Here is a 20,004-nt window from a genome sequence, read left to right as displayed (position 1 = left end):
GGGGATGCGGGGGTGCCGATCCGGATCGGGGTGAACGCCGGTTCGTTGGACAAGCGGCTGTTGGCCAAGTACGGGCGGGCCACGGCTGAGGCGTTGGTGGAGTCGGCGTTGTGGGAGTGCTCGTTGTTCGAGGAGCACGGTTTCCGCGACATCAAGATCTCGGTGAAGCACAACGACCCGGTGGTGATGATCCGCGCCTACCGGCAGCTCGCCGAGCGGTGTGACTATCCGTTGCACCTGGGTGTGACGGAGGCGGGTCCGGCGTTTCAGGGCACGATCAAGTCGGCGGTGGCGTTCGGGGCGCTGCTGGCCGAGGGGATCGGCGACACGATCCGGGTGTCGCTGTCCGCGCCGCCGGTGGAGGAGATCAAGGTCGGTAACCAGATCCTGGAGTCGCTGGGTCTGCGCGAGCGTGGCCTGGAGATCGTGTCCTGTCCGTCCTGCGGTCGGGCCCAGGTGGACGTCTACAAGTTGGCCGAGGAGGTCACCGCCGGCCTGGAGGGGCTGCCGGTGCCGCTGCGGGTGGCGGTGATGGGTTGCGTGGTCAACGGTCCGGGTGAGGCCCGCGAGGCCGACCTGGGTGTCGCCTCGGGCAACGGCAAGGGTCAGATCTTCGTCAAGGGCAAGGTCGTCAAGACCGTTCCCGAGGCGCAGATCGTGGAGACCCTGATCGAGGAGGCGCTGCGCATCGCCGACGAGATGGGCGCCGAGATCCCCGAAGAACTACGCGAGCTGCTGCCCGGCGGCGCCACCGTCACCGTCCACTGACCGTCTCTCCGCGTCGCCGTGCGGCCGTCCCCTCACCGGGGCGGCCGCACGCGCCGTCTCAGGGCCGGGGCACCGCGGCGAACGGGGAGAGCGTGAACCACCCGGGCGCCGCTCGGCGCAGCGTCTCCGGCCCGGCCACCTCGACCGCGCCGGTGCGCAGCGCCGCCGGCCAGCCCAGGTCACCCAGCCAGACCTGGACCAGGGCGCGCAGGTCCGCGGTGACGGTCACGGTCACGTCGTGCCCGGGGTCCTGGTCGCAGACGTCGGCCTCGCCGTCGGCGATGACCAGCCACCAGTCGCGCAGCCCGGCCGGCACGTCGCGGAAGCGGAACCGCACGACGGTACGCCCCGGCGGGACCACGCCGTGGTCGACGTGCCGGTGCATGTCCCACAGCAGCAGCTTCGGGTCGAGGTCGGCATCGCCCAGCTCGCCGATCCAGCGCACCCCCCAGGCGCCGAGCGCCTCCAGCACGGGTCGTAGTTCCCGGCCGGCGGCGGTCGGGACGTAGCGCACGTCCGCGCCGTCGACCCGCCGCTCCACCACGCCGGCGCGGACGAGTTGGTGCAGGCGGCGGGAGAGCAGCGTGGGTGACATCCGGGGCAGGCCCCGGCGCAGCTCGTTGAACCGTTCCGAGCCGCTGACCAGCTCCCGCACGACGAGCAGCGTCCACCGCTCGTCGAGCAGCTCCATGGCCTTCGCCACGGGGCAGAACTGGTGGTAGGAGGCGCCCATGCCGGCACCGTACGCGCGGCCTGGTAGCCCGGCCAGCGACCTGTCGGGAGCGGTACAGATCTCGTACTGGGGGGCCGGTGTTCCGTTGCCTAACGTCCTGGTCAGGCACGACGGGTGAGGAGCCGACGATGATCGAGGAACGGGAACGGGACGCGGCCGTGAAGGCCGGGCACCGCCGGATGTGGGCCCTCGGCGACTACGCCGCGGTGGCCGAGCAGGTGATCCCCCAGTTGGGGGCGACGCTGGTCCGGGCGGCCCGGGTCGGGCCGGGTGACCGGGTGCTGGACGTGGCGGCCGGCACCGGCAACGCGGCCCTGCCGGCGGCGCGGGCCGGGGCGGAGGTGGTGGCCGGCGACCTGACCCCGGAGCTGCTGGCGATCGGTCGGGCGCGGGCCGAGCGGGACGGGCTGACGGTGACCTGGCAGGAGGCCGACGCCGAGGCCCTGCCGTACGCCGACGGCGAGTTCGACCGGGTGCTCTCCTGCGTGGGCGTGATGTTCGCGCCCCGGCACCGGGTGGCCGCCGACGAACTGCTCCGGGTCTGTCGGCCGGGCGGCACGATCGGCCTGGTCAACTGGACCCCGCAGGGGTTCGTGGGGCAGTTGTTCGCGGCCATGCGGCCGTACGCGCCGCCACCGCCGCCGGGCGCCCAGCCGCCTCCGCTCTGGGGCGACGAGGAGCACGTGCGGGACCTGTTCGGCGACCGGGTGAGCGCGCTCACGCTGGGACGGGACGCCGTGGTGGTGAACCGCTTCGCCACGGCGGCCGAGTTCCGCGACTTCTTCGCCGCCCACTACGGGCCGACGGTGGCGGTCTACCGGGCCAACGCCGACGACCCGGAGCGGACCGCCGCGCTGGACCGGGCGCTGCTCGACCTGGCCGACCGGCATTTGGTCGACGGCGTGATGCGGTGGGAGTACCTGCTGGTGACCGCGCGCCGAGCCTGACCCGGCACACCGGCCGGGGAGCCGGCCGGTGTGCCGTCAGGCGCGCCGGTGGTCACTCGGACTCGGCGAGGATGGCGTAGAGCTTGCGCCGCGTCTCGTCGAGCACCTGGGCGGCGCGGGCGCGCTGGTCGTCCGTGCCGGTGGTCATCACCTGCCGCAGCGCGTTCATGGCCTGCGTGCCGGCGTCGCGGATGTCGTGCCAGCTGTTGACGGTCTGCTCGGCGAACTCCGCCCAGGGCGGGGTCTGCGCCGCCTCGGCCGCCTCGGCCCGACCCTGCTCGGTGAGGGCGAACCGCTTGCGCCCGCCGTCGGAGTCGGGGGCGGTCGCGATGACGCCCTCGTCCTCCAGCAGTTGCAGGGTGGGGTAGATCGAGCCGGGGCTGGGCCGCCAGGCCCCGCCGGTGCGGGAGTCGATCTCCTGGATCATCTCGTAGCCGTGCATCGGCCGCTCGGTGAGCAGGGCCAGCACGGCACCACGCACGTTCGGCCGCCGCCCGCGCCCGCGGCCACCCCGGCCGCGTCCGTGGCCGTGCGGTCCGGGCGGGAACGGCGGGGGCGGAGGTACGGGCGGGAAGCCGAAGCCGCCGTGCCGGTGCATCTCGTCGCGCAGGGCGTGCACGTGTCGGTGGAAACTCATCGGGCTCTCCTTCTGTCGAGTATCGCTGATGCATCAACGATATATCGCCAACGCATCGCCGACAAGACGCCCGATCGGATTGACGAGGTGTCCGGTCGGCCCGCGGGTCACCGCGTGCATCTGGCAGGCTGGTAAGCGTGCTCACGATGCCGGTACGCCAACTGGGGGAGTCGGAGCGCCGTGCGGTCGAGCGGTTGCTCGACGCCGACCCGTACGCCGGCGCGCAGGTCGCCGAGCGGGTGGCGGCGCGCGGCCTGGCCTGGTGGCGGGCCGAGGCGCGGATCCTCGGCTACGGCTCCCGGCGCAACCTGGAGTCGATCTGCTGGCTGGGCGGCAACCTGACCCCGGTGCTCGCGTCCGAGTCGGCGGTGGCCGCGTTCGCCGAGCAACTGGGCGAGGAGGAGCGGCTCTGCTCCTCGATCGTGGGTCGCGCCGACGCGGTGCTCGGCCTCTGGGACCGCCTCTCCGCGCACTGGGGGCCGGCTCGGGACGTACGTCCGAACCAGCCCTTGCTGGCCACGGACGCGGTGCCGCCGGTGGCGCCGGACCCGCAGGTGCGTCGGGTGCGGGGCAGTGAGGTCGACCGGCTCTTCCCGGCGGCGGTGGCGATGTACACCGAGGAGGTCGGCGTCTCCCCGATGGCGGAGGACGGCGGTCGCGGCTACCGGCGGCGGGTGACCGAGCTGGTGCGCGCCGGCCGGGCCTACGCGCGCTTCGTCGACGGCCGGGTGGTCTTCAAGGCCGAGCTGGCCGTGGTGACCCGCCGCACCGCGCAGGTGCAGGGCGTCTGGGTGGCGCCGGAGTGGCGCGGGCGGGGCATCGCGGCCGCCGCCATGGCCGCGGTGGTGCGCGACGCGCTGGCCCGGGTCGCGCCCACGGTCAGCCTCTACGTCAACGACTTCAACCTGCCGGCCCGCCGGGTCTACGAGCGCTGCGGCTTCCGCCCGGTCGGCACGCTGGCCACCGTGCTGTTCTGAGGATCACCCTCTCCTCGTGTTGCCTCGAACCGGACACCCGACGCTATGCTGGTCATGTTTTTGTACTGACCAGTCAGTCTAGAAGTCGGAGCGGGTGGGATGACAATCGTCGAGGCCGCCGGGCTGGGTCTGCGGACCCGGCGCGGCTGGGTCTACCGGGACGTCGACCTCACCGCCGAGCGCGGTGAGCTGCACGCGGTGACCGGGCCACCCGGCAGCGGGCGGACCTCGCTGCTGCTCGCCCTGGCCGGCCGCTTCCCGCACAGCCACGGCGAACTGCGCCGCCGCGGCCCGGCCGCGCTCGGCCAGGTGGCCGGCGTGCACGAGCCCGACCCGACGCTCACCGTCGCCGAGCACCTCACCGAACGCCTGCTGCTGCTCGGGCCGGTGCCGCGCCGCCGCCGTCAGCTCGTGCCGGTGGCGGCGGTGCGGGCCCGCCGGGCCTACCGCCGCGACGCCTACGCCGCCGCCGTCGCCGGCGCCGGCTTCACCGACGCCCCGCTCGACCCCGACCGGTACGGCCGCGACCTCACCCCGGTCGAACGACAGGTGCTCGGGCTGGTGCTGGCCAGCCTCGCCGGCCCCAGCCTGATCGTCGCCGACGACGTGGACGCCGGCGCCGACCGCCCGGAACGGCAGTGGATCTGGGCCGCGCTGGAACGCCTCGCCGGCCAGGGGTACGCGGTGATCGCCAGCGCCCGCGCCGTCGAGGAGGGGACGGCCGCCACCGTGCACCGCATCGGCGACCCGGCCCTGCCCACCCCCGCCCTGACCGCCGTGGAGGTGCCCGCGTGAGCGTCCTGCGACTCGCCCTGTTCGAGCTGCGCCGGATGACCCGGGGCCGGCTGCCGCGCGCCGCGCTCGCCGTGCTCACCGTGGTGCCGTTGCTCTACGGCGCGCTCTACCTCTACGCCTTCTGGGACCCGTACGGAAAGCTCGACCGGATCCCGGTCGCGTTGGTCAACGCCGACCGGCCGGCCACGGCGAGCGACGGCACCGAGGTGCACGCCGGCCGGGACCTCACCGACGAACTGATCGACCGCAAGGTCTTCGGCTGGACCGTCACCGACCAGCGCGACGCCACGAAGGGCCTGCGCGACGGCCGCTACCACCTGGTCTTCTCCATCCCGGCCGACTTCTCGGCCACCCTCGCCGCCGGCCCCGAGCCGGACCGGACGGCCCGGCAGGGCGAGCTGAAGGTGGTCAACGACGACGCCACCAACTACCTCTCCGGGCTGCTCGCCCGCTCGGCGTTCAGCGAGATCCGGGCCGCCGCCGCGGAGAGCACCGCCGCCTCGTACTTCGACAAGATGCTGATCGGCTTCACCGATGCCAAGGCCGAGACCGGCCGCGCCGCCGACGGCGCCGGGAAGATCTCCGACGGGCTCGGCACCTCGCAACGGGGCGCCGGTCAACTCGCCGACGGGCTCGGCGACGCCGAGAAGGGCGCCGGGCAGCTCGCCGGCGGGCTGAACCAGTCGGTCCAGGGCGCCGACAAGCTCGCCAAGGGCCTCGACCAACTGCGGACCGGCGCGGCGCAACTCGCCGACGGCGCCGGCCGGGCCGCCACCGAGACGAAGGCCGCCGCCGCGAAGGTCGACGCCGCCGCGAACAAGTACGAGCCGGTGCTGCGCCGCAACGCCGACCGCATCCAGCAGGCGGCCACCGCGGTCGCCACCGGCGCGCAGCAGCTCGCCGACGGCCTGGACGCGCTGCCGGCCAAGGCCGACGAGGTGGTCGGCCTCGCCGAGGAGATCTCCGACCGGCTCGACGCGGTCGCAAAGGACCACCCCGAACTCGCCGACGACCCGAACTTCGCCGCCGCCCGCAAGGCCGCCGGCCAGGCCGTCACCCAGGCGAAGGCGTTGCGGTCCGCGCTGGACCGGACCGACCTGGCCGCGCTGAAGAAGCAGATGACCGAGGTCGCGAAGACCGCCCGGGAGGTGGCCGCCGCCGCGCCGCACCTGGCCGACGACGTCGCCTCGGCCCGCGCCAAGGTCGACGAGCTGGCCGGCGGGCTCGGCACGCTGGCCCAGGGCAGCGCCAAGCTCCGCGACGGACTCGGCGCCGCCTCGACCGGCGCCGACCAGCTGCGCGGCGGGCTCTACCGGCTCTCCACCGGCGCCCGGCAGCTCGACGGCGGCCTCGACCAGCTCGGCACCGGCAGCACCAAACTGGCCGACGGGCTGACCAGGCTGGAGGGCGGCGCCGGCGACCTCGCCGACGGGCTCGCCGCCGGGGAGAAGAAACTACCCGGGTACGACGACGCTTCGAGCCGCGCCGACGTGCTCGCCGACCCGGTCGGCCTGATCCGCGACTCCCAGCACCCGGCCGGCTCGTACGGGGTGGGCTTCGCCCCGTACTTCCTGGCGCTGGCGCTCTGGGTCGGCGCGATGATCACGTACATGCTGTTGCGGCCGGTCAACCGGCGGCACGTGATGTCCGGCGCGGCCGGCTGGCGGGTGGTGCTCGCCGGTTGGCTACCCGCCGCGGCGATCGGCCTGGCCCAGGTCACCGTGCTCTACACGGTCGTCACGCTGGCCCTCGGGCTGGACCCGGAGCACGGCGCGGCGACGTTCGGGCTGCTCGCGCTCGCCTCGCTGGCGTTCACCGCGATCATGCAACTGCTCGGCGTGGCGCTCGGCCCGGCCGGCCGGCTCGCCGCGCTGGCACTGCTGATGCTCCAGCTCACCTCGTCCGGCGGCACCTACCCGGTGCAGACCTCACCCGGCTTCTTCCAGGCGATCCACCCCTGGCTGCCGATGACGTACGTGGTGAGCGGGCTGCGGCACACCGTCAACGGCGGTCCGGCCGGGCCGGTGGTCACCGGCGCGCTGGTGCTGCTCGCGTTCGGCCTGGGCGCGCTGGCGCTCACCGTCGGCTCGGCGCGCCGGTCCCGCCGGCTCACCCCGGCCAAGCTGCACCCCGAACTGACCATGTGAGGATGGGCCGGTGACGGACGGACGGACCCGCCGGCGGGAGGACACCCGTCAGCGCCTCTTCGTGGCGGCGGTCGAGCTCATCGCCGAGCAGGGCTTCTCGGCGACCACCGTGGACGACATCGCGGCCCGGGCCGGGGTGGCGAAGGGCACCGTCTACTACAACTTCGAGTCCAAGACCGTCCTCTTCGAGGAGCTTCTGCGGCACGGCATCGGCCTGCTCACCGCCGAGTTCCGCGCCGCCGTCGACGGTCTGCCGCCCCGCGAGGCGCTCGCCGCGCTGGTCCGCGCCGAACTCGACTACATCCGCCGCTACCGGGCGTTCGCCCAGCTCCTGCTCTCGGAGATGTGGCGCACCAACCGGGAGTGGCAGCAGACGTTGCGGCTGCTGCGCGGCGAGGCGATCGAGGTGATCGCCGAGACCGTCCGGGCCGGGGTGGCCGGCGGCGACCTGCCGGACGACCTGGACGTCCGCACCGCCAGCTCGGCGCTGTTCGGTGTCGGACTGGTGGTGGCGGTGGACTGGCTGGTCTTCCAGCCCGACCGGCCGATCGCCGACGTGCAGGAGTCGCTGCTCGGCATCGTCCGCCGGGTCGCCCAGACCTGACCGGAACGCGGTAATTCGTTTGAACCGGGCCGCCCGGACGGGAAGGCTGGGATCACCGCCCCCACCCGTCCGAGTCCGGAGGACTGTCCTATGCGCCTGCTCCGAGACCTCTGGGCCACCGCACCCCGGCGGATGGCGGCCGTCCTGCTGCTGATCGTGCTGGGCGCCGGTGGCCAGGCCGCCGCGTCCGCGCTCGCCGGCCCGGTGCTCGTGCACCGCTCGTCCGGCTGGTTCGTGGCGCTGGCCGTGGCGCTCGTCGCCGCGGTCGTCACCGACCTCGTGATCGGGCTGATCATGGCCCGGCTCACCGCCGACTGGTCCGCCGACGTGCGCCGCCGGCTCTGCCGGGTCGCGCTCGGGCAGGAGCTGCCGGCGCTGGAGACCACCCCGGTGGGCGAACTGCTCGACCGGATCGACAACGACGTCTACCAGGTCGCCGCCGAGATGCGGAACACCGGCGTCCGGCTGGCGCAGGGCATCGCGGTCTGCGTGCTCGCCACGGTCAGCGCGCTCGTCGTCTGGTGGCCGGCCGGCGTCGGGATGGTGCTGCTCACCGCCCTGCTCGCGGTCGTGCTGCGCCGCCCCACCGCCCGCATCGCCCCGGCCCGGATGGCCGAGGAGGAGGCGTGGTCGGACCTCGCCGCCGTGATGGAGGAGGCGGTGCACGGCCAGGACGACGTGCGCACCAGCCTGGCCCGGCCCTACGTGCTGCGCCTCTACGCCCGCCGGGCGGCCGCGGTGATCTCCCGGGGCGACCGGGTGTTCCGGCTCTCCGGCCGGGTCACCGCGCTCGCCGCCGGCGGCGTCCGGGCCGGCATCGTCGGCGTGGTGCTGGGTGGCGCGTGGGCGCTCGCCACCGGCCGGGTCGACGCCGCCCGGCTCACCGCCGTCTGGCTGCTCGCGATCGCGTTCGGCGCGACCGTCGAGCACATCGCCCGCTGGGTGCCGCACCTGCAACAGGCGTTCGGCGCGTGGGCCCGGGTGCAACTGCTGGCCGGCTCACGGCAGGAGCCGGTCGGCGGGCTCGCCCCGGCCGACGGTGACCTGACCGTGCGCGGGCTCACCTTCCGCTACCCCGCCGCCGGGGACGAACGCGGCCCGGCGCTGCGCGACGTTCGGCTCGACTTCACCCGCGGCCGCTCCTACGCGCTCGTCGGGCGCACCGGCTCGGGCAAGTCGACGCTGGCCAAGGTGCTCACCCGGGCGGTGGAGGTGCCCCGCGGCACGGTCCTCCTCGGCGACGTCGACCTGGTCGACCTCGACGTCGAGGAGCTGCGCCGGTGGATCGCCGTGGTGCCGCAGCGCACCGAGATCCTCGCCGGCACGCTCGCCGAGAACGTGGCGCTGTTCGACCCGGAGCTGCTCGGCGCCGCCGAGCGGGCGCTGGCCGAGCTGGGCCTGGCCGGGTGGATCGCGGAGCTGCCCGACGGCGTGCACACCCGGCTCGGCGAGGGCGGGCACGTGCTCTCCGCCGGGCAGGAGCAACTGGTGGCGTTCGCCCGGATCCTGGTGCGCGACCCGCACGTGGTGATCCTCGACGAGGCCACCGCGCGGCTCGACCCGGTCACCGAGAACCGGGTCCGCCAGGCCACCGAACGGCTGCTCACCGACCGGATCGGCATCGTCATCGCGCACCGGCTCTCCTCGGTGCGCCGCTGCGACGAGGTGGTGGTGATGGCCGACGGGGCGGTGCTGGAGGCCGGCCCGCTGCGTGAGTCCGCGCGCTTCGCCGAGCTGCTCGCCACCAGCCACGCCGGGGCGTACGCCGGGACCGGCGCCCGCGGCGGCGGCGTGGAACTGCTCGACGGGCCCGGCTGGGCCGACGAGCCGGTCGCCACCGACTGGGCCGACGCGCCGGACGGGTCCACCCCGTCGCGGCGCGGCGCGGTGCCCCGCGTCGAACCGCCACCGGCGCCGCCCGCGCCGCGCGCGCGGACCATGCGGGAGATCCTCCGGCTGGGTGTCAACGACCCCCGGTACGGCCTGGCCGCGGTCTCCCTGTTCATCGTGATGACGCTGCTCGGGTTGGACGGCGCGGTGCTGCCGTGGCTCTGGGCCGACGTGGTCGGCGGCGGCGACCCGTGGCTGCCCGCGCTCGGCATCGCCGCCGCGCTGCTGGTGGTGCTGCCGCTGCCCTACCTGACGAACGTGTGGTTCCCGCACTGGTGGATCCGGCAGATGCTGCGGATCAGCGCCCGGCTGGTGCACGGGCAGACCGGCGCACGCCGGGTCAGCGGGCACACCCCGGCCGAGGTGGTGGCGCAGGGCGGCGACACCGACCGGGTGGTGCAGCTCGCCGACAACCTGATGGACCAGTTCATCTCGCTGGCCATCGTGCTCACCATGACGCTGGTGACCGGCAGCTTCATCCCGGCGGCGTTCTTCGTCGGCACGATGGTGGTCTCCGGGTTGGCGGCGACGCTGTTCGGGCCCCGGCTGGAACGCACCGCGGCCGGCACGGTGAAGGCGCGTGCCGCGTTCGCCACCGCGCTGGTCTCCTCGCTGTCGGCCGCCCGCACGGTGAAGTTGGCCGGTGCCACCCGCCCGGTGCTGGACCACCTCGCCGGGCTGGACGTCATCCGCAGCGAGCGGCAGCGCCGGGAGATCGCCATGCAGGTGTGGGCCCGGTCCACCCCGTCGATCGCGAGCGGGCTGCTGCCGATCGGCGCGTGGGCGCTCTACCTGGCCGGTGGGCTCTCCGCCGGCGCGACGCTGGTGGCGGTCTCCACGCTCGGCGCGGCCCGCTGGTTCGCGTGGACCACCGCGGCGTTGGTGTCGCAGTATCCGTCGGCGCGGGTGTGGACCCGGCGGACCGTGGAGATGGCCGGGATGAGCACCTACTCGGCGGCGGTGCCCGGGCTCGACCTGGCCGCCGGCACCGCGCCGGCACCCGAGCCGCCGCCCCGGCACCCGCTGCGCCGGCTGGAGCTGGCCGGCTTCGGCGCGCTGCACTCCGACGGCACGCTCGCCGTCCGCGACGTCGACCTGGTGGTCGAACGCGGGCAGCTGGTGCTGGTGGTCGGCCCGGTCGGCGCCGGCAAGTCGTCGCTGCTGCGGGCGCTCGCCGGGATCGTGCACCACGTCGGCGCGCTGCGCTGGAACGGCGAACCGGTCACCGAGCCGGAGCTGTTCCTGCGGCCCAACCAGGTCGGCTACGTGGGTCAGATGCCCCGGGTGCTCTCCGGCACGGTCGCCGAGAACATCGCGCTCGGGCACCCGGTGGACGCCGCCGGCGCGGTGTCGACCGCGCAGCTCGAACACGACCTGGCCGCGGCCGGCGGCGGGCTCGGGCTGCTGATCGGGCACAAGGGCACCCGGCTCTCCGGCGGCCAGCTCCAGCGGCTGGCGTTGGCCCGGGCGCTCGCCCCGCGTACCGAACTGCTGGTCGCCGACGACGTGTCGTCGGCGCTGGACGTGACCACGGAGCTGGCGCTGTGGGCGGCGCTGCGCGAGCACGGGGTGACAGTGGTCGGCTCGACCGCCAAGCGGGCCGCGTTGGTCCGCGCCGACCACGTGGTGGTGCTGGTCGACGGCGTGGTCGCCGACCAAGGTGCCTGGTCCGACCTGGAGCCCCGCTGGAACCACCTGGCCGGCTGACCTCCCGCCCCGCCCTCCCCAGGGCGGGGCGGGAGACCGTCAGAAGGCCCGGGCGTACTGGTCCGGCCAGGCCGGGGTGGCGCCCAGCTTCGCGGCGGCGCGGCGCGGCCAGTACGGGTCGCGGAGCAGTTCCCGGCCCAGCAGCACCAGGTCCGCCTCGCCGTCGGCGACGATCCGCTCGGCCTGCTCGGGCTCGACGATCAGGCCCACCGCGCCGGTCGGCACGCCCGCGTCGCGGCGGATCCGGGCGGCCAGCGGCACCTGGTAGCCGGGACCGACCGGCACCGACGCGCGGGCGGACGCCCCGCCGGAGGAGGCGTCGACCAGGTCCACGCCGGCCGCGGCCAGCTCCCCGGCGAGCACCACGCTGTCCTCGACCGTCCAGCCGCCGTCGGTCCAGTCGGTGGCGGAGATCCGGGTGAGCACCGGCACCGCCTCGCCGACCGTGGCGCGGACCGCGCGGGCCACCTCCAGGGTGAGCCGCATCCGCCCGGCCCGGTCACCGCCGTAGCCGTCGGTGCGCCGGTTGGTCAGCGGGGACAGGAACTCGTGCAGCAGGTAACCGTGCGCCGCGTGGATCTCCACCGCGGCGAACCCGGCGTCCAGCGCCCGCCCGGCGGCGGCGGCGAAGGCGTCCACCACCCGCGCGATGCCTGCCTCGTCGAGCGCGGCCGGCGTGCGGTAGTCGGGCACGAAGGGGTCGCCTCCGGGGCCGACCGGCGTCCAGCCGCCCTCGGCGTCCGGCACGCCGCCGCGCTCCGCCGCCCAGGGCCGGTACGTCGACGCCTTGAACCCGGCGTGCGCGAGCTGCACGGCCGGGACCGCGCCCTGACCGGCGACGAACGCGGTGACCGGCCGCCACGCGTCGACGTGCGCGCCGGACCAGAGGCCGACGTCCTGCGGGGTGATCCGCCCCTCGGGCACCACGGCGGTGGCCTCGCTGAGCACCAGCCCGGCCCCGCCGACCGCGCGGGCGCCGAGGTGCACCCGGTGCCAGTCGGTGGGCAGGCCGTCGGGCCCGGCACTGTACTGGCACATCGGCGCCAGCGCGATCCGGTTGGGCACTGTGACGCCGCGCAGGGCGAGCGGGGTGAACAGGGCGCTCATGGTTTCTCCTCCGGTCATGACTTCGGGTGCGTTCCCGGTCGCCCCGGCGACCGGAAACGCACCCGAAGGGCGTGGGATCAGGCGGGTACGGGAGCGAGCCGCTCGTTCTCGGCCGGCTCGACCGGCTCGATCAGGTCGCGCTTGCCGGCCGAGTCGTACGCGGCCCGGTCGAGCGTGCCCTCCCGGGCGGCCACGATGGTCGGCACCACGGCCTGCCCGGTCACGTTGGTGGCGGTACGCATCATGTCCAGGATCGGGTCGATCGCCAGCAGCAGGCCGGCGCCGGCCAGCGGCAGGCCCAGCGTGCTCAGGGTCAGCGTGAGCATCACGATCGCCCCGGTCAGGCCCGCGGTGGCGGCCGAGCCGACCACCGAGACGAACGCGATCAGCAGGTAGTCGGTGACGCCCAGGTCCACGCCGAACACCTGCGCCACGAAGATCGCGGCGAGCGCCGGGTAGATCGCCGCGCATCCGTCCATCTTCGTGGTGGCGCCGAACGGCACCGCGAAGGAGGCGTACTCGCGGGGGACGCCGAGGCGCTCCACCGAACGCTGGGTCACCGGCATGGTGCCCACCGAGGAGCGGGACACGAAGGCCAGCTCGATCGCGGGCCAGGCGCCGGCGAAGAAGCGCAGCGGGTTGAGCCGGCCGGCGGCGACCAGCAGCACCGGGTAGACCACGAACATCACCAGGGCGCAGCCGACGTAGACGGCGGTGGTGAACTTGGCGAGCGGGGCCAGCAGGTCCCAGCCGTACGAGGCGACGGCGTTGCCGATCAGGCCCAGGGTGCCGATCGGGGCGAGCCGGATGACCCACCACAGCGCCTTCTGCACGATCGACAGGACCGAGCGGTTGAACTGCACGAACGGCTCGGCGGGCTCGCCGACCAGCAGCGCGGCGGCACCGACCACCAGGGCGAGGAAGACGATCTGCAGGACGTTGCCTTCGACGAACGCGCCGACCGGGTTGGTGGGCACGATGCCGGTGAGGAAGTCGATCCAGGAACCGGTGGTCTTCGGCGCCTCGGCGCCGGCCGGGTTCAGGTTGACGCCGCGACCGGGGTCGGTGAGCAGGCCGATGCCGATGCCGATGGAGACCGCGATCAGCGCGGTGATGCCGAACCAGAGCAGCGTCTTGAGCGCCAGCCGGGCCGCGTTGGCCACGCCGCGCAGGCTGACCACGCTGACCACGATGGCGGTGAAGACCAGCGGCGGCACGGCCAGCTTCAGGAGCTGGACGAAGAGGCCGCCGACGGTGTCGAGGGTGCTGGTGAGCCAGGCGAGGTCGTTGGCGCGGGCGAGGAAGCCGAGCGCCACGCCGAGCACGAGGCCGAGCAGGATCTGCACGGAAAAGGGGATCTTGCGCAGGGCGGAAGCCATGAGGGCGGGTCCAAGGTCTGGGGAGGAAAGGGGGGCGTCGGGAGCGGAGCTAGGCCGGACAGACGCCGCTGGCCTGCCGTCGGAGATCGACGTACAGGCGCTCGGTGAGGCACCAGACATTGGTCATCGTCGGCCCACGCTACTCCCGTGCCCCGCCGCACGGAAGGACCGTTCCCCGTGACGCCCCTTACACCGCCCCGCAGGGAAGGAGGGGCCCCGTGTTAACACCCGTCTGTTAAAAGGGGCCCCCGCCTATCGCTCAGGCGTTAACAGGGGGCCCCGCCTTACCAGCACCACGGCGGTGGCCAGCCCCCAGCCGGCGGTCACCGCCAGCAACACCCGCTCCAGCACCCCCACCAGCGCGCCGCGCCCCACCAGCAACATGGCCAGCCCGACCGCGCCGGCCAGCGGCAACGCCAGCGCCGCGCCGACCGCGGCCATCCGCCGCAGCGCGACACCGACCGCGGGGGAGAAGACCAGCGCCAGCATCGCGAACACCACCGCGGCGGTGGCCGCGATGCTGGCCCCGCCGTGCACCAGGTCGGCCACCGTGGCCGCCTCGAACGGCGGCAGCGGGCAGCCGGCGCTGCACGTCACCGTGCCGGAGAGCACGGTGGCGACCGCGCCGACGCCGAGCAGCACGGACGCCGCCCGCGCCACCGCCGGCAGCGCCCCGGCGAGCAGCAGCAGCGCCGCGGCCAGCGTGAAGATCCCCATCCGGTACGCCCCGGCGTACCCGCTGTCGGTGACGCCGGCCTCGCTGACGTACCCGGTCGGGCCCGGACCCGGGCCGGCGACGACGGCGATCGTCACCGCGACCGCGCCGGCCACCACGCAGCCGGCCGCTCCGGCGGCGGCGACCCGGTGCGCGGTGCGCTCAGCCACGCCCGTGCGGCGTGGTCCAGCCGGCGAGGTCCGGACCGAGCGGCACGATCCGGGTCGGGTTGATCATGTCGTGGGTGGCGTAGTAGTGCCGCTTGATGTGGTCGAAGTCCACCGTCTCCCCGAAGCCCGGCGTCTGGAAGAGGTCGCGGGCGTACGCCCAGAGCACCGGCATCTCGGTCAGCTTCTGCCGGTTGCACTTGAAGTGCCCGTGGTAGGCGACGTCGAAGCGGACGAGCGTGGTGAACAGCCGCACGTCCGCCTCGGTGATCGTGTCGCCCATCAGGTAGCGCCGGCCGGCGAGCCGCTCGCTCAGCGCGTCCAGCCGCGCGAAGAGCGCGGTGTACGCCTCGTCGTACGCCTCCTGGGAGGTGGCGAAGCCGCACCGGTAGACACCGTTGTTGACGTCGGTGTGGATCTCCGCCATCAGCGCGTCCATCTCGGGGCGCAGCTCGACCGGGTAGAGGTCGGGCGCCCCCGGGGCGTGGAACCGTCGCCACTCGGTGGAGAGGTCGAGCGTGAGCTGCGGGTAGTCGTTGGTGACCACCCGACCGGTCAGCGTGTCGACGAGCGCCGGCACCGTGATCCGGCCGGTGTAGTCGGCGTCGGTGGACAGGTAGGCCTCGGAGAGGAACCCGATGCCCAGCACCGGGTCGAAGCCGTCCGGGTCGAGCGCGAACCGCCAGCCCCGCTCGTCGCGGATCGGGTCCACCGTGCCCAGCGAGATCACTTCGTCCAGGCCGAGCAGGCTCCGCACGATCCGGGCCCGGTGCGCCCACGGGCAGGCCCGGCACCAGATCAGCCGGTAGCGGCCCGCCTCCAACGGCCAGCGCCCCTGATCGTCGGGCCCGCCGCCCGCCGGCGAGGTGGAGTGCGGGGTGACCCGCCCGGTGAACCGGTTGGGCTGGCGGACGAACGCGCCGCCACCACTGGTCTCTGCGCTGAACTGGGCCCCGGCCATGCCGCCAACCTATCCGCTCCGGGCGCGGATATCCTGGCGCCGGGCGCCCCCGTGACCCGGCGGGCGGCCCGCCGACCGAGCCCTTCCCACCCCTCGAAGGACGTGCGCGCGATGACCGTGGCCTACCTCGTTGCCGGAGTCCGCACCCCGATCGGCCGGTACGCCGGCGCCCTCGCCGGGGTCCGCCCCGACGACCTGGCCGCGCACGTGATCCGCGAGTTGGTGGCACGTCACCCGTCGGTCGACTGGGCCCGCACCGACGACGTGATCCTCGGCTGCGCCAACCAGGCCGGCGAGGACAACCGCAACGTGGCCCGGATGGCCGCCCTGCTCGGCGGGCTGCCGGAGGAGGTGCCGGGCAGCACCGTCAACCGACTCTGCGGTTCCGGCCTGGACGCGCTCGCCTCCGCCGCCCGCGCGATCGTGGCCGGCGACGCCGACCTGGTGGTGGCCGGCGGCGTGGAGAGCATGAGCCGGGCGCCGTTCGTCATGCCGAAGGCGACCACGCCGTTCGCCCGCACCGCCGAGGTCTACGACACCACCATCGGCTGGCGGCTGGTGAACCCGCTGATGAAGCGCGGCTGGGGCATCGACTCGATGCCGGAGACGGCGGAGAACGTGGCCGCCGAGTTCGGCGTCGGCCGCGCCGCGCAGGACGAGTACGCGTACCGGTCGCAGCAGCGGGCCGCCAAGGCGCAGGCCGACGGCCGGCTGGCCGAGGAGATCGTCGGCGTCACCGTGCCGGCGGGCAGGCGGGAGACGAAGCTGGTCGAGGTCGACGAGCACCCGCGCGAGACGACCTTGGAGAAGCTCGCCGCGCTGCCCACCCCGTTCCGCGACGGCGGCACGGTCACCGCCGGCAACTCCTCCGGCGTCAACGACGGCGCGGTGGCGCTGCTGGTGGCCTCCGCGGCGGCCGTCGACCGCTACGGCCTCACCCCGCTGGCCCGGGTACGCGGCGCGGCGGCGGCCGGTGTCCCGCCCCGGATCATGGGGATCGGGCCGGTGCCGGCCACCCGCAAGCTGCTCGACCGCCACGGCCTCGCGTCGGCCGACGTCGACGTGGTCGAGTTGAACGAGGCGTTCGCCGCGCAGTCCGTGGCGGTGCTGCGCGAGCTGGGTCTGCCCGAGGACGCCGAGCACGTCAACCCCAACGGCGGGGCGATCGCGCTGGGCCACCCGCTCGGCGCCAGCGGCGCCCGGCTGGCGCTGACCGCCGCGTTGGAGCTGCGTCGGCGGGGCGGCCGGCGGGCGCTGGCCACCATGTGCGTCGGCGTCGGGCAGGGCATCTCGCTGCTGCTGGAGTCGGCCGCCTGAGACCGACCGGCGGCATCGCGACAAGTGGATCTCCCGTACCTGGCCGTCCGCGCATAGAGTGGGCTGGACCACATGATCCGCCCCTCGTGGCGGGTGACGACCTGGGAGACCGAGCGATGCAGACGCCGGACGGACTTCCCGCCGAGATCGACCTGACCCGGCCGAGCGCCGCCCGGGTCTACGACTACTTCCTCGGCGGGGCGCACAACTTCGAGATCGACCGGCAGCTCGCCGAGCAGATCGCGGCCATGACACCGAACCTGGCGGCCACCATGCGCTCCGGGCGGGAGTTCCTGCGCCGGGCGGTCCGGGTGCTGCTCGACGCCGGCATCGACCAGTTCCTCGACATCGGCTCCGGCATTCCCACCGTCGGCAACGTGCACGAGGTGGCCCAGGCCGCGAACGCGCAGGCGCGGATCGTCTACGTCGACATCGACCCGGTCGCGGTGGCGCACAGCCGCGAGCTGCTGGCCGGCAACGACCGGGCCGTCGCGATCCTGGCCGACCTGCGCGAGCCGAAGCTGATCCTGGACCAGGCCCGGGCCAGCGGCCTGATCGACTTCGACCGGCCGGTGGGCATCCTGCTCGCCGGGGTGGTGCACTTCCTGCCGGACGCCGACCGGCCGGCCGAGGTCCTGGCCACCCTCCGGGCCGCCGCCGCACCGGGCAGCTACCTGGTGATCTCGCACTCCACGTTCGAGGACCAGCCGCAGGAGATGCTGGACGCGCAGCGGCTGTCGGCGCGTACCGCCACCGAGATCACGCTCCGCTCGCGGGCCGAGATCAGCGGGTTCTTCGGCGACTGGACGATCCTCGAACCGGGCGTGGTGCACATGCCGCTGTGGCGGCCCGACTCGCCGTCCGACGTGGACGAGCACCCGGAGCGATTCGGGGCGTTCGGCGGCGTCGCCCGGCACGACCGCGCCGCCGGGTGAGCCGACGTGCGCGCCCCGGAGCACGACGGGGGTGACTTCAGCCGGCCCGGCGCGGTGGCGTACGCCACCGAGTGGGCCCGGGCGGTGCGGCGGATCGGGTTCGTGCCGATGAGCGCGGCCGAGACCGAGCGCCTGCTGGTGCCGCTCACCGAACGACTGGCCCGCGCCCTGCTGGCGCCCACCTTCTCCGCCGGCCCGGCGGAGGAGGTGGGGCGTGCCCTGGTGGAGGCGCACCTCACCGAGCCGGGCGTGCTCGACTGGTCGGTGCAGGCGCTCGGTGACCGGTTCCTGCAGTGGGTGCTGCCGGCCCGGCCGGAGGGGCCCGAGCTGCGGGAACGCCTCGTCCTGGTGCAGGGCGCGTTCGCCGCCGGGTTCGCCCGGGCGCTGCGCGACCGGGTGTTCAGCCAGCAGGAGCGGATCGCCCGTTCCGCCTGGCAGGCCCGGGACACCGTCGAGCAGGCGTTGCGGGACAGTGAGGCCCGCTTCCGGGCGGTCTTCACCGGCGCCGCCATCGGCATCGGCATCGCCGGCGTCGACGGGCAGATCATCGAGGTCAACCAGTCCTTCGCCGACATGCTCGGCTACACCGTCGCCGAGATGCGCCGGATGAACGTGTCGGCGCTGGCCCACGCCGACGACGCGGCCGGCATGTGGGAGGTCTACCAGGAGTTGATCGAGGGCAAGCGGGACAGCGCCCGGGTGGAGAAGCGCTACTACCGCAAGGACGGCAGCGTCGTCTGGACCGACCTGGCCGTCTCGCTGATCCGGTACGACGACGGCCGGCCACGGTTCACCGTCGCCATGATCGAGGACATCACCGAACGGTACGAGCTGCAGCAGCGGCTGCGCTTCCAGGCGTTGCACGACCCGCTGACCGGCCTGCCCAACCGGACGCTGTTCTTCGAGAAGCTCGGCGACGTCTTCGACGCGGCCGACCCGGAGCAGCGCGTCGGGCTCTGCTTCATCGACCTGGACGGGTTCAAGGCGGTCAACGACAGCCTCGGCCACGACCTCGGTGACCGGCTGCTCCAGGTGATCGCCCGCCGGCTCAGCGACTGCGTGTCCGGCCGTGGGCACGTGGTGGCCCGGATGGGCGGCGACGAGTTCGTCATCCTGGTCGACTCCGGCGGTGGCCTCGACGACGCGGTGGAGGTGGCCGAGCTGGCCCTGGCCGCGGTCTCCGCCCCGGTGCAGGTCGCCGACCAGCAGCTCGCGGTCTCGGCCAGCATCGGCATCGTGGACTGCCCGGCGGCGGAGACCAACGTCGGCGAGCTGATGAAGGCCGCCGACACCACGCTCTACTGGGCCAAGGCGGAGGGGCGGGGCCGCTGGGCGGTGTACGACCCGGAGCGCAGCGCCGCCGACATCGCCCGCTCCGCGCTCGCCGCGAACCTGCCCGCCGCGCTGGACCGGGGCGAGTTCGTGCTGCACTACCAGCCGATCGTCTCGCTGCTGGACGGCACCATGGTGGCCGTCGAGGCGCTGGTCCGCTGGCAGCACCCGGAGCTGGGCCTGCTCGGGCCGGACCGGTTCATCGGCCTGGCCGAGGAGACCGGCCTGATCGTCCGGCTCGGCGCCTGGGTGCTCAACCAGGCGTGCCGGGACACCGAGTCGTGGCGGCGGGCCCACCCGGACACCACGCCCGTGGTCAGCGTGAATCTGGCCGCCCGGCAGGCCGACGACCCGGCGATCGTGGAGACGGTGGCCGAGGCGTTGCAGCACAGCGGCCTCCCCGCGGAGCTGCTGCAACTGGAGCTGACCGAGAGCGCGGTGATGGGCAGCGCGGGCGAGCCGCTTCGGGCGCTGCACCAGCTCGCCGGCCTCGGCCTGCGGCTGGCCATCGACGACTTCGGCACCGGTTACTCCAACCTGGCCTACCTGCGCCGCCTGCCGATCCACTGCGTGAAGCTGGCCGGCCCGTTCGTGGAGGGGATCCGGGGCGACGGCGCGGACGCGGTCGCCGACCACCGCGACGAGCGGATCGTGGACGCGCTGGTCCGGCTGGCGCACGCGCTGGAGCTGTCGGTGACGGCCGAGGCGGTGGAGACCGAGGTGCAGGCGGAACGGTTGCGCGCGCTGCGGTGCGACACCGGCCAGGGCCGCTGGTTCGGCCCCCCGATGCCCGCCGACGCCATCCGCGCCCGCCTCGCGGGGTAAGGAAGGGCCCCCGCTTAACGCTTTCGGTAGAGGCGGGGCCCCCTGTTAACAGTTCGCACCG

Annotated in this window: 16 protein-coding genes; 10 read left to right on the top strand and 6 right to left on the bottom strand. The window is 74.4% G+C overall.

The window, feature by feature from the left end:
- The coding region (gene ispG, locus GA0070213_RS27945) for a flavodoxin-dependent (E)-4-hydroxy-3-methylbut-2-enyl-diphosphate synthase (RefSeq protein WP_091063152.1) at positions 1 to 768 on the top strand (768 nt) is incomplete at its 5' end.
- Between the two features lie 58 nt (positions 769 to 826).
- On the opposite strand, the gene GA0070213_RS27940 is transcribed toward ispG, so the two are convergent.
- Positions 827 to 1,501, bottom strand: a complete 675-nt coding sequence (locus GA0070213_RS27940) for a winged helix-turn-helix transcriptional regulator (protein ID WP_091071148.1) — start codon at positions 1,499 to 1,501, stop codon at positions 827 to 829.
- Between the two features lie 128 nt (positions 1,502 to 1,629).
- Between GA0070213_RS27940 and GA0070213_RS27935 the strand changes: the two genes are divergently transcribed.
- Entirely contained in the window at positions 1,630 to 2,448 is an 819-nt protein-coding gene (locus GA0070213_RS27935; RefSeq protein WP_091071146.1) for a class I SAM-dependent methyltransferase, read from the top strand.
- A 52-nt stretch (positions 2,449 to 2,500) separates the two neighbouring features.
- Here the strand turns inward: GA0070213_RS27935 and GA0070213_RS27930 are convergent, their stop codons facing one another.
- Entirely contained in the window at positions 2,501 to 3,085 is a 585-nt protein-coding gene (locus GA0070213_RS27930) for a PadR family transcriptional regulator (protein WP_091071143.1), read from the bottom strand.
- Between the two features lie 137 nt (positions 3,086 to 3,222).
- Between GA0070213_RS27930 and GA0070213_RS27925 the strand changes: the two genes are divergently transcribed.
- The 5 genes from GA0070213_RS27925 (at position 3,223) to GA0070213_RS27905 (ending at position 11,205) form a co-directional block, all read left to right on the top strand.
- Positions 3,223 to 4,062: a GNAT family N-acetyltransferase gene (locus GA0070213_RS27925; RefSeq protein WP_091071141.1), complete on the top strand. Its 840-nt coding sequence runs from the start codon at positions 3,223 to 3,225 to the stop codon at positions 4,060 to 4,062.
- Between the two features lie 99 nt (positions 4,063 to 4,161).
- Positions 4,162 to 4,857, top strand: a complete 696-nt coding sequence (locus tag GA0070213_RS27920) for an ATP-binding cassette domain-containing protein (protein WP_091071138.1) — start codon at positions 4,162 to 4,164, stop codon at positions 4,855 to 4,857.
- Positions 4,854 to 7,004: a YhgE/Pip domain-containing protein gene (locus tag GA0070213_RS27915; protein WP_091071136.1), complete on the top strand. Its 2,151-nt coding sequence runs from the start codon at positions 4,854 to 4,856 to the stop codon at positions 7,002 to 7,004. The genes GA0070213_RS27920 and GA0070213_RS27915 overlap by 4 nt, the downstream gene beginning before the upstream one ends.
- A gap of 10 nt (positions 7,005 to 7,014) precedes the next feature.
- Positions 7,015 to 7,608: a TetR/AcrR family transcriptional regulator gene (locus GA0070213_RS27910; RefSeq protein ID WP_091071134.1), complete on the top strand. Its 594-nt coding sequence runs from the start codon at positions 7,015 to 7,017 to the stop codon at positions 7,606 to 7,608.
- Positions 7,609 to 7,698: 90 nt separating this feature from the next.
- A complete protein-coding gene (locus tag GA0070213_RS27905) occupies positions 7,699 to 11,205 on the top strand; it encodes an ABC transporter ATP-binding protein (protein ID WP_091071133.1) in 3,507 nt (1,168 codons plus the stop codon).
- 39 nt (positions 11,206 to 11,244) lie between these two features.
- On the opposite strand, the gene GA0070213_RS27900 is transcribed toward GA0070213_RS27905, so the two are convergent.
- The 4 genes from GA0070213_RS27900 to GA0070213_RS27885 form a co-directional block, all read right to left on the bottom strand.
- Entirely contained in the window at positions 11,245 to 12,312 is a 1,068-nt protein-coding gene (locus GA0070213_RS27900; RefSeq protein ID WP_091071131.1) for an NADH:flavin oxidoreductase/NADH oxidase, read from the bottom strand.
- Positions 12,313 to 12,389: 77 nt separating this feature from the next.
- On the bottom strand, positions 12,390 to 13,679 hold the full coding sequence (locus tag GA0070213_RS27895) for a dicarboxylate/amino acid:cation symporter (protein ID WP_175441534.1): 1,290 nt from the start codon (positions 13,677 to 13,679) through the stop codon (positions 12,390 to 12,392).
- A gap of 264 nt (positions 13,680 to 13,943) precedes the next feature.
- On the bottom strand, positions 13,944 to 14,576 hold the full coding sequence (locus GA0070213_RS27890) for a DUF998 domain-containing protein (RefSeq protein ID WP_091071127.1): 633 nt from the start codon (positions 14,574 to 14,576) through the stop codon (positions 13,944 to 13,946).
- On the bottom strand, positions 14,569 to 15,534 hold the full coding sequence (locus GA0070213_RS27885) for a glutathione S-transferase family protein (protein ID WP_091071124.1): 966 nt from the start codon (positions 15,532 to 15,534) through the stop codon (positions 14,569 to 14,571). Before GA0070213_RS27885 ends, GA0070213_RS27890 begins: the two co-directional genes overlap by 8 nt.
- Positions 15,535 to 15,645: 111 nt before the next feature.
- Between GA0070213_RS27885 and pcaF the strand changes: the two genes are divergently transcribed.
- The 3 genes from pcaF (at position 15,646) to GA0070213_RS27870 (ending at position 19,943) form a co-directional block, all read left to right on the top strand.
- The gene (pcaF, locus tag GA0070213_RS27880; protein WP_091071123.1) at positions 15,646 to 16,851 is read left to right on the top strand and encodes a 3-oxoadipyl-CoA thiolase; all 1,206 of its coding nucleotides are present in this window, start codon (positions 15,646 to 15,648) and stop codon (positions 16,849 to 16,851) included.
- Between the two features lie 116 nt (positions 16,852 to 16,967).
- On the top strand, positions 16,968 to 17,786 hold the full coding sequence (locus tag GA0070213_RS27875) for an SAM-dependent methyltransferase (RefSeq protein WP_091071121.1): 819 nt from the start codon (positions 16,968 to 16,970) through the stop codon (positions 17,784 to 17,786).
- A gap of 6 nt (positions 17,787 to 17,792) precedes the next feature.
- Complete coding sequence (locus GA0070213_RS27870; protein ID WP_091071118.1) at positions 17,793 to 19,943, top strand: putative bifunctional diguanylate cyclase/phosphodiesterase; 2,151 nt, start codon at positions 17,793 to 17,795, stop codon at positions 19,941 to 19,943.
- The last annotated feature ends 61 nt before the right edge of the window (positions 19,944 to 20,004 follow it).

It is taken from the genome of Micromonospora humi (assembly GCF_900090105.1).
Classification (GTDB): domain Bacteria; phylum Actinomycetota; class Actinomycetes; order Mycobacteriales; family Micromonosporaceae; genus Micromonospora; species Micromonospora humi.
The sequence above is the reverse complement of the archived record's forward strand: the minus strand, read 5'-3'. Positions and strand labels throughout refer to the sequence as shown.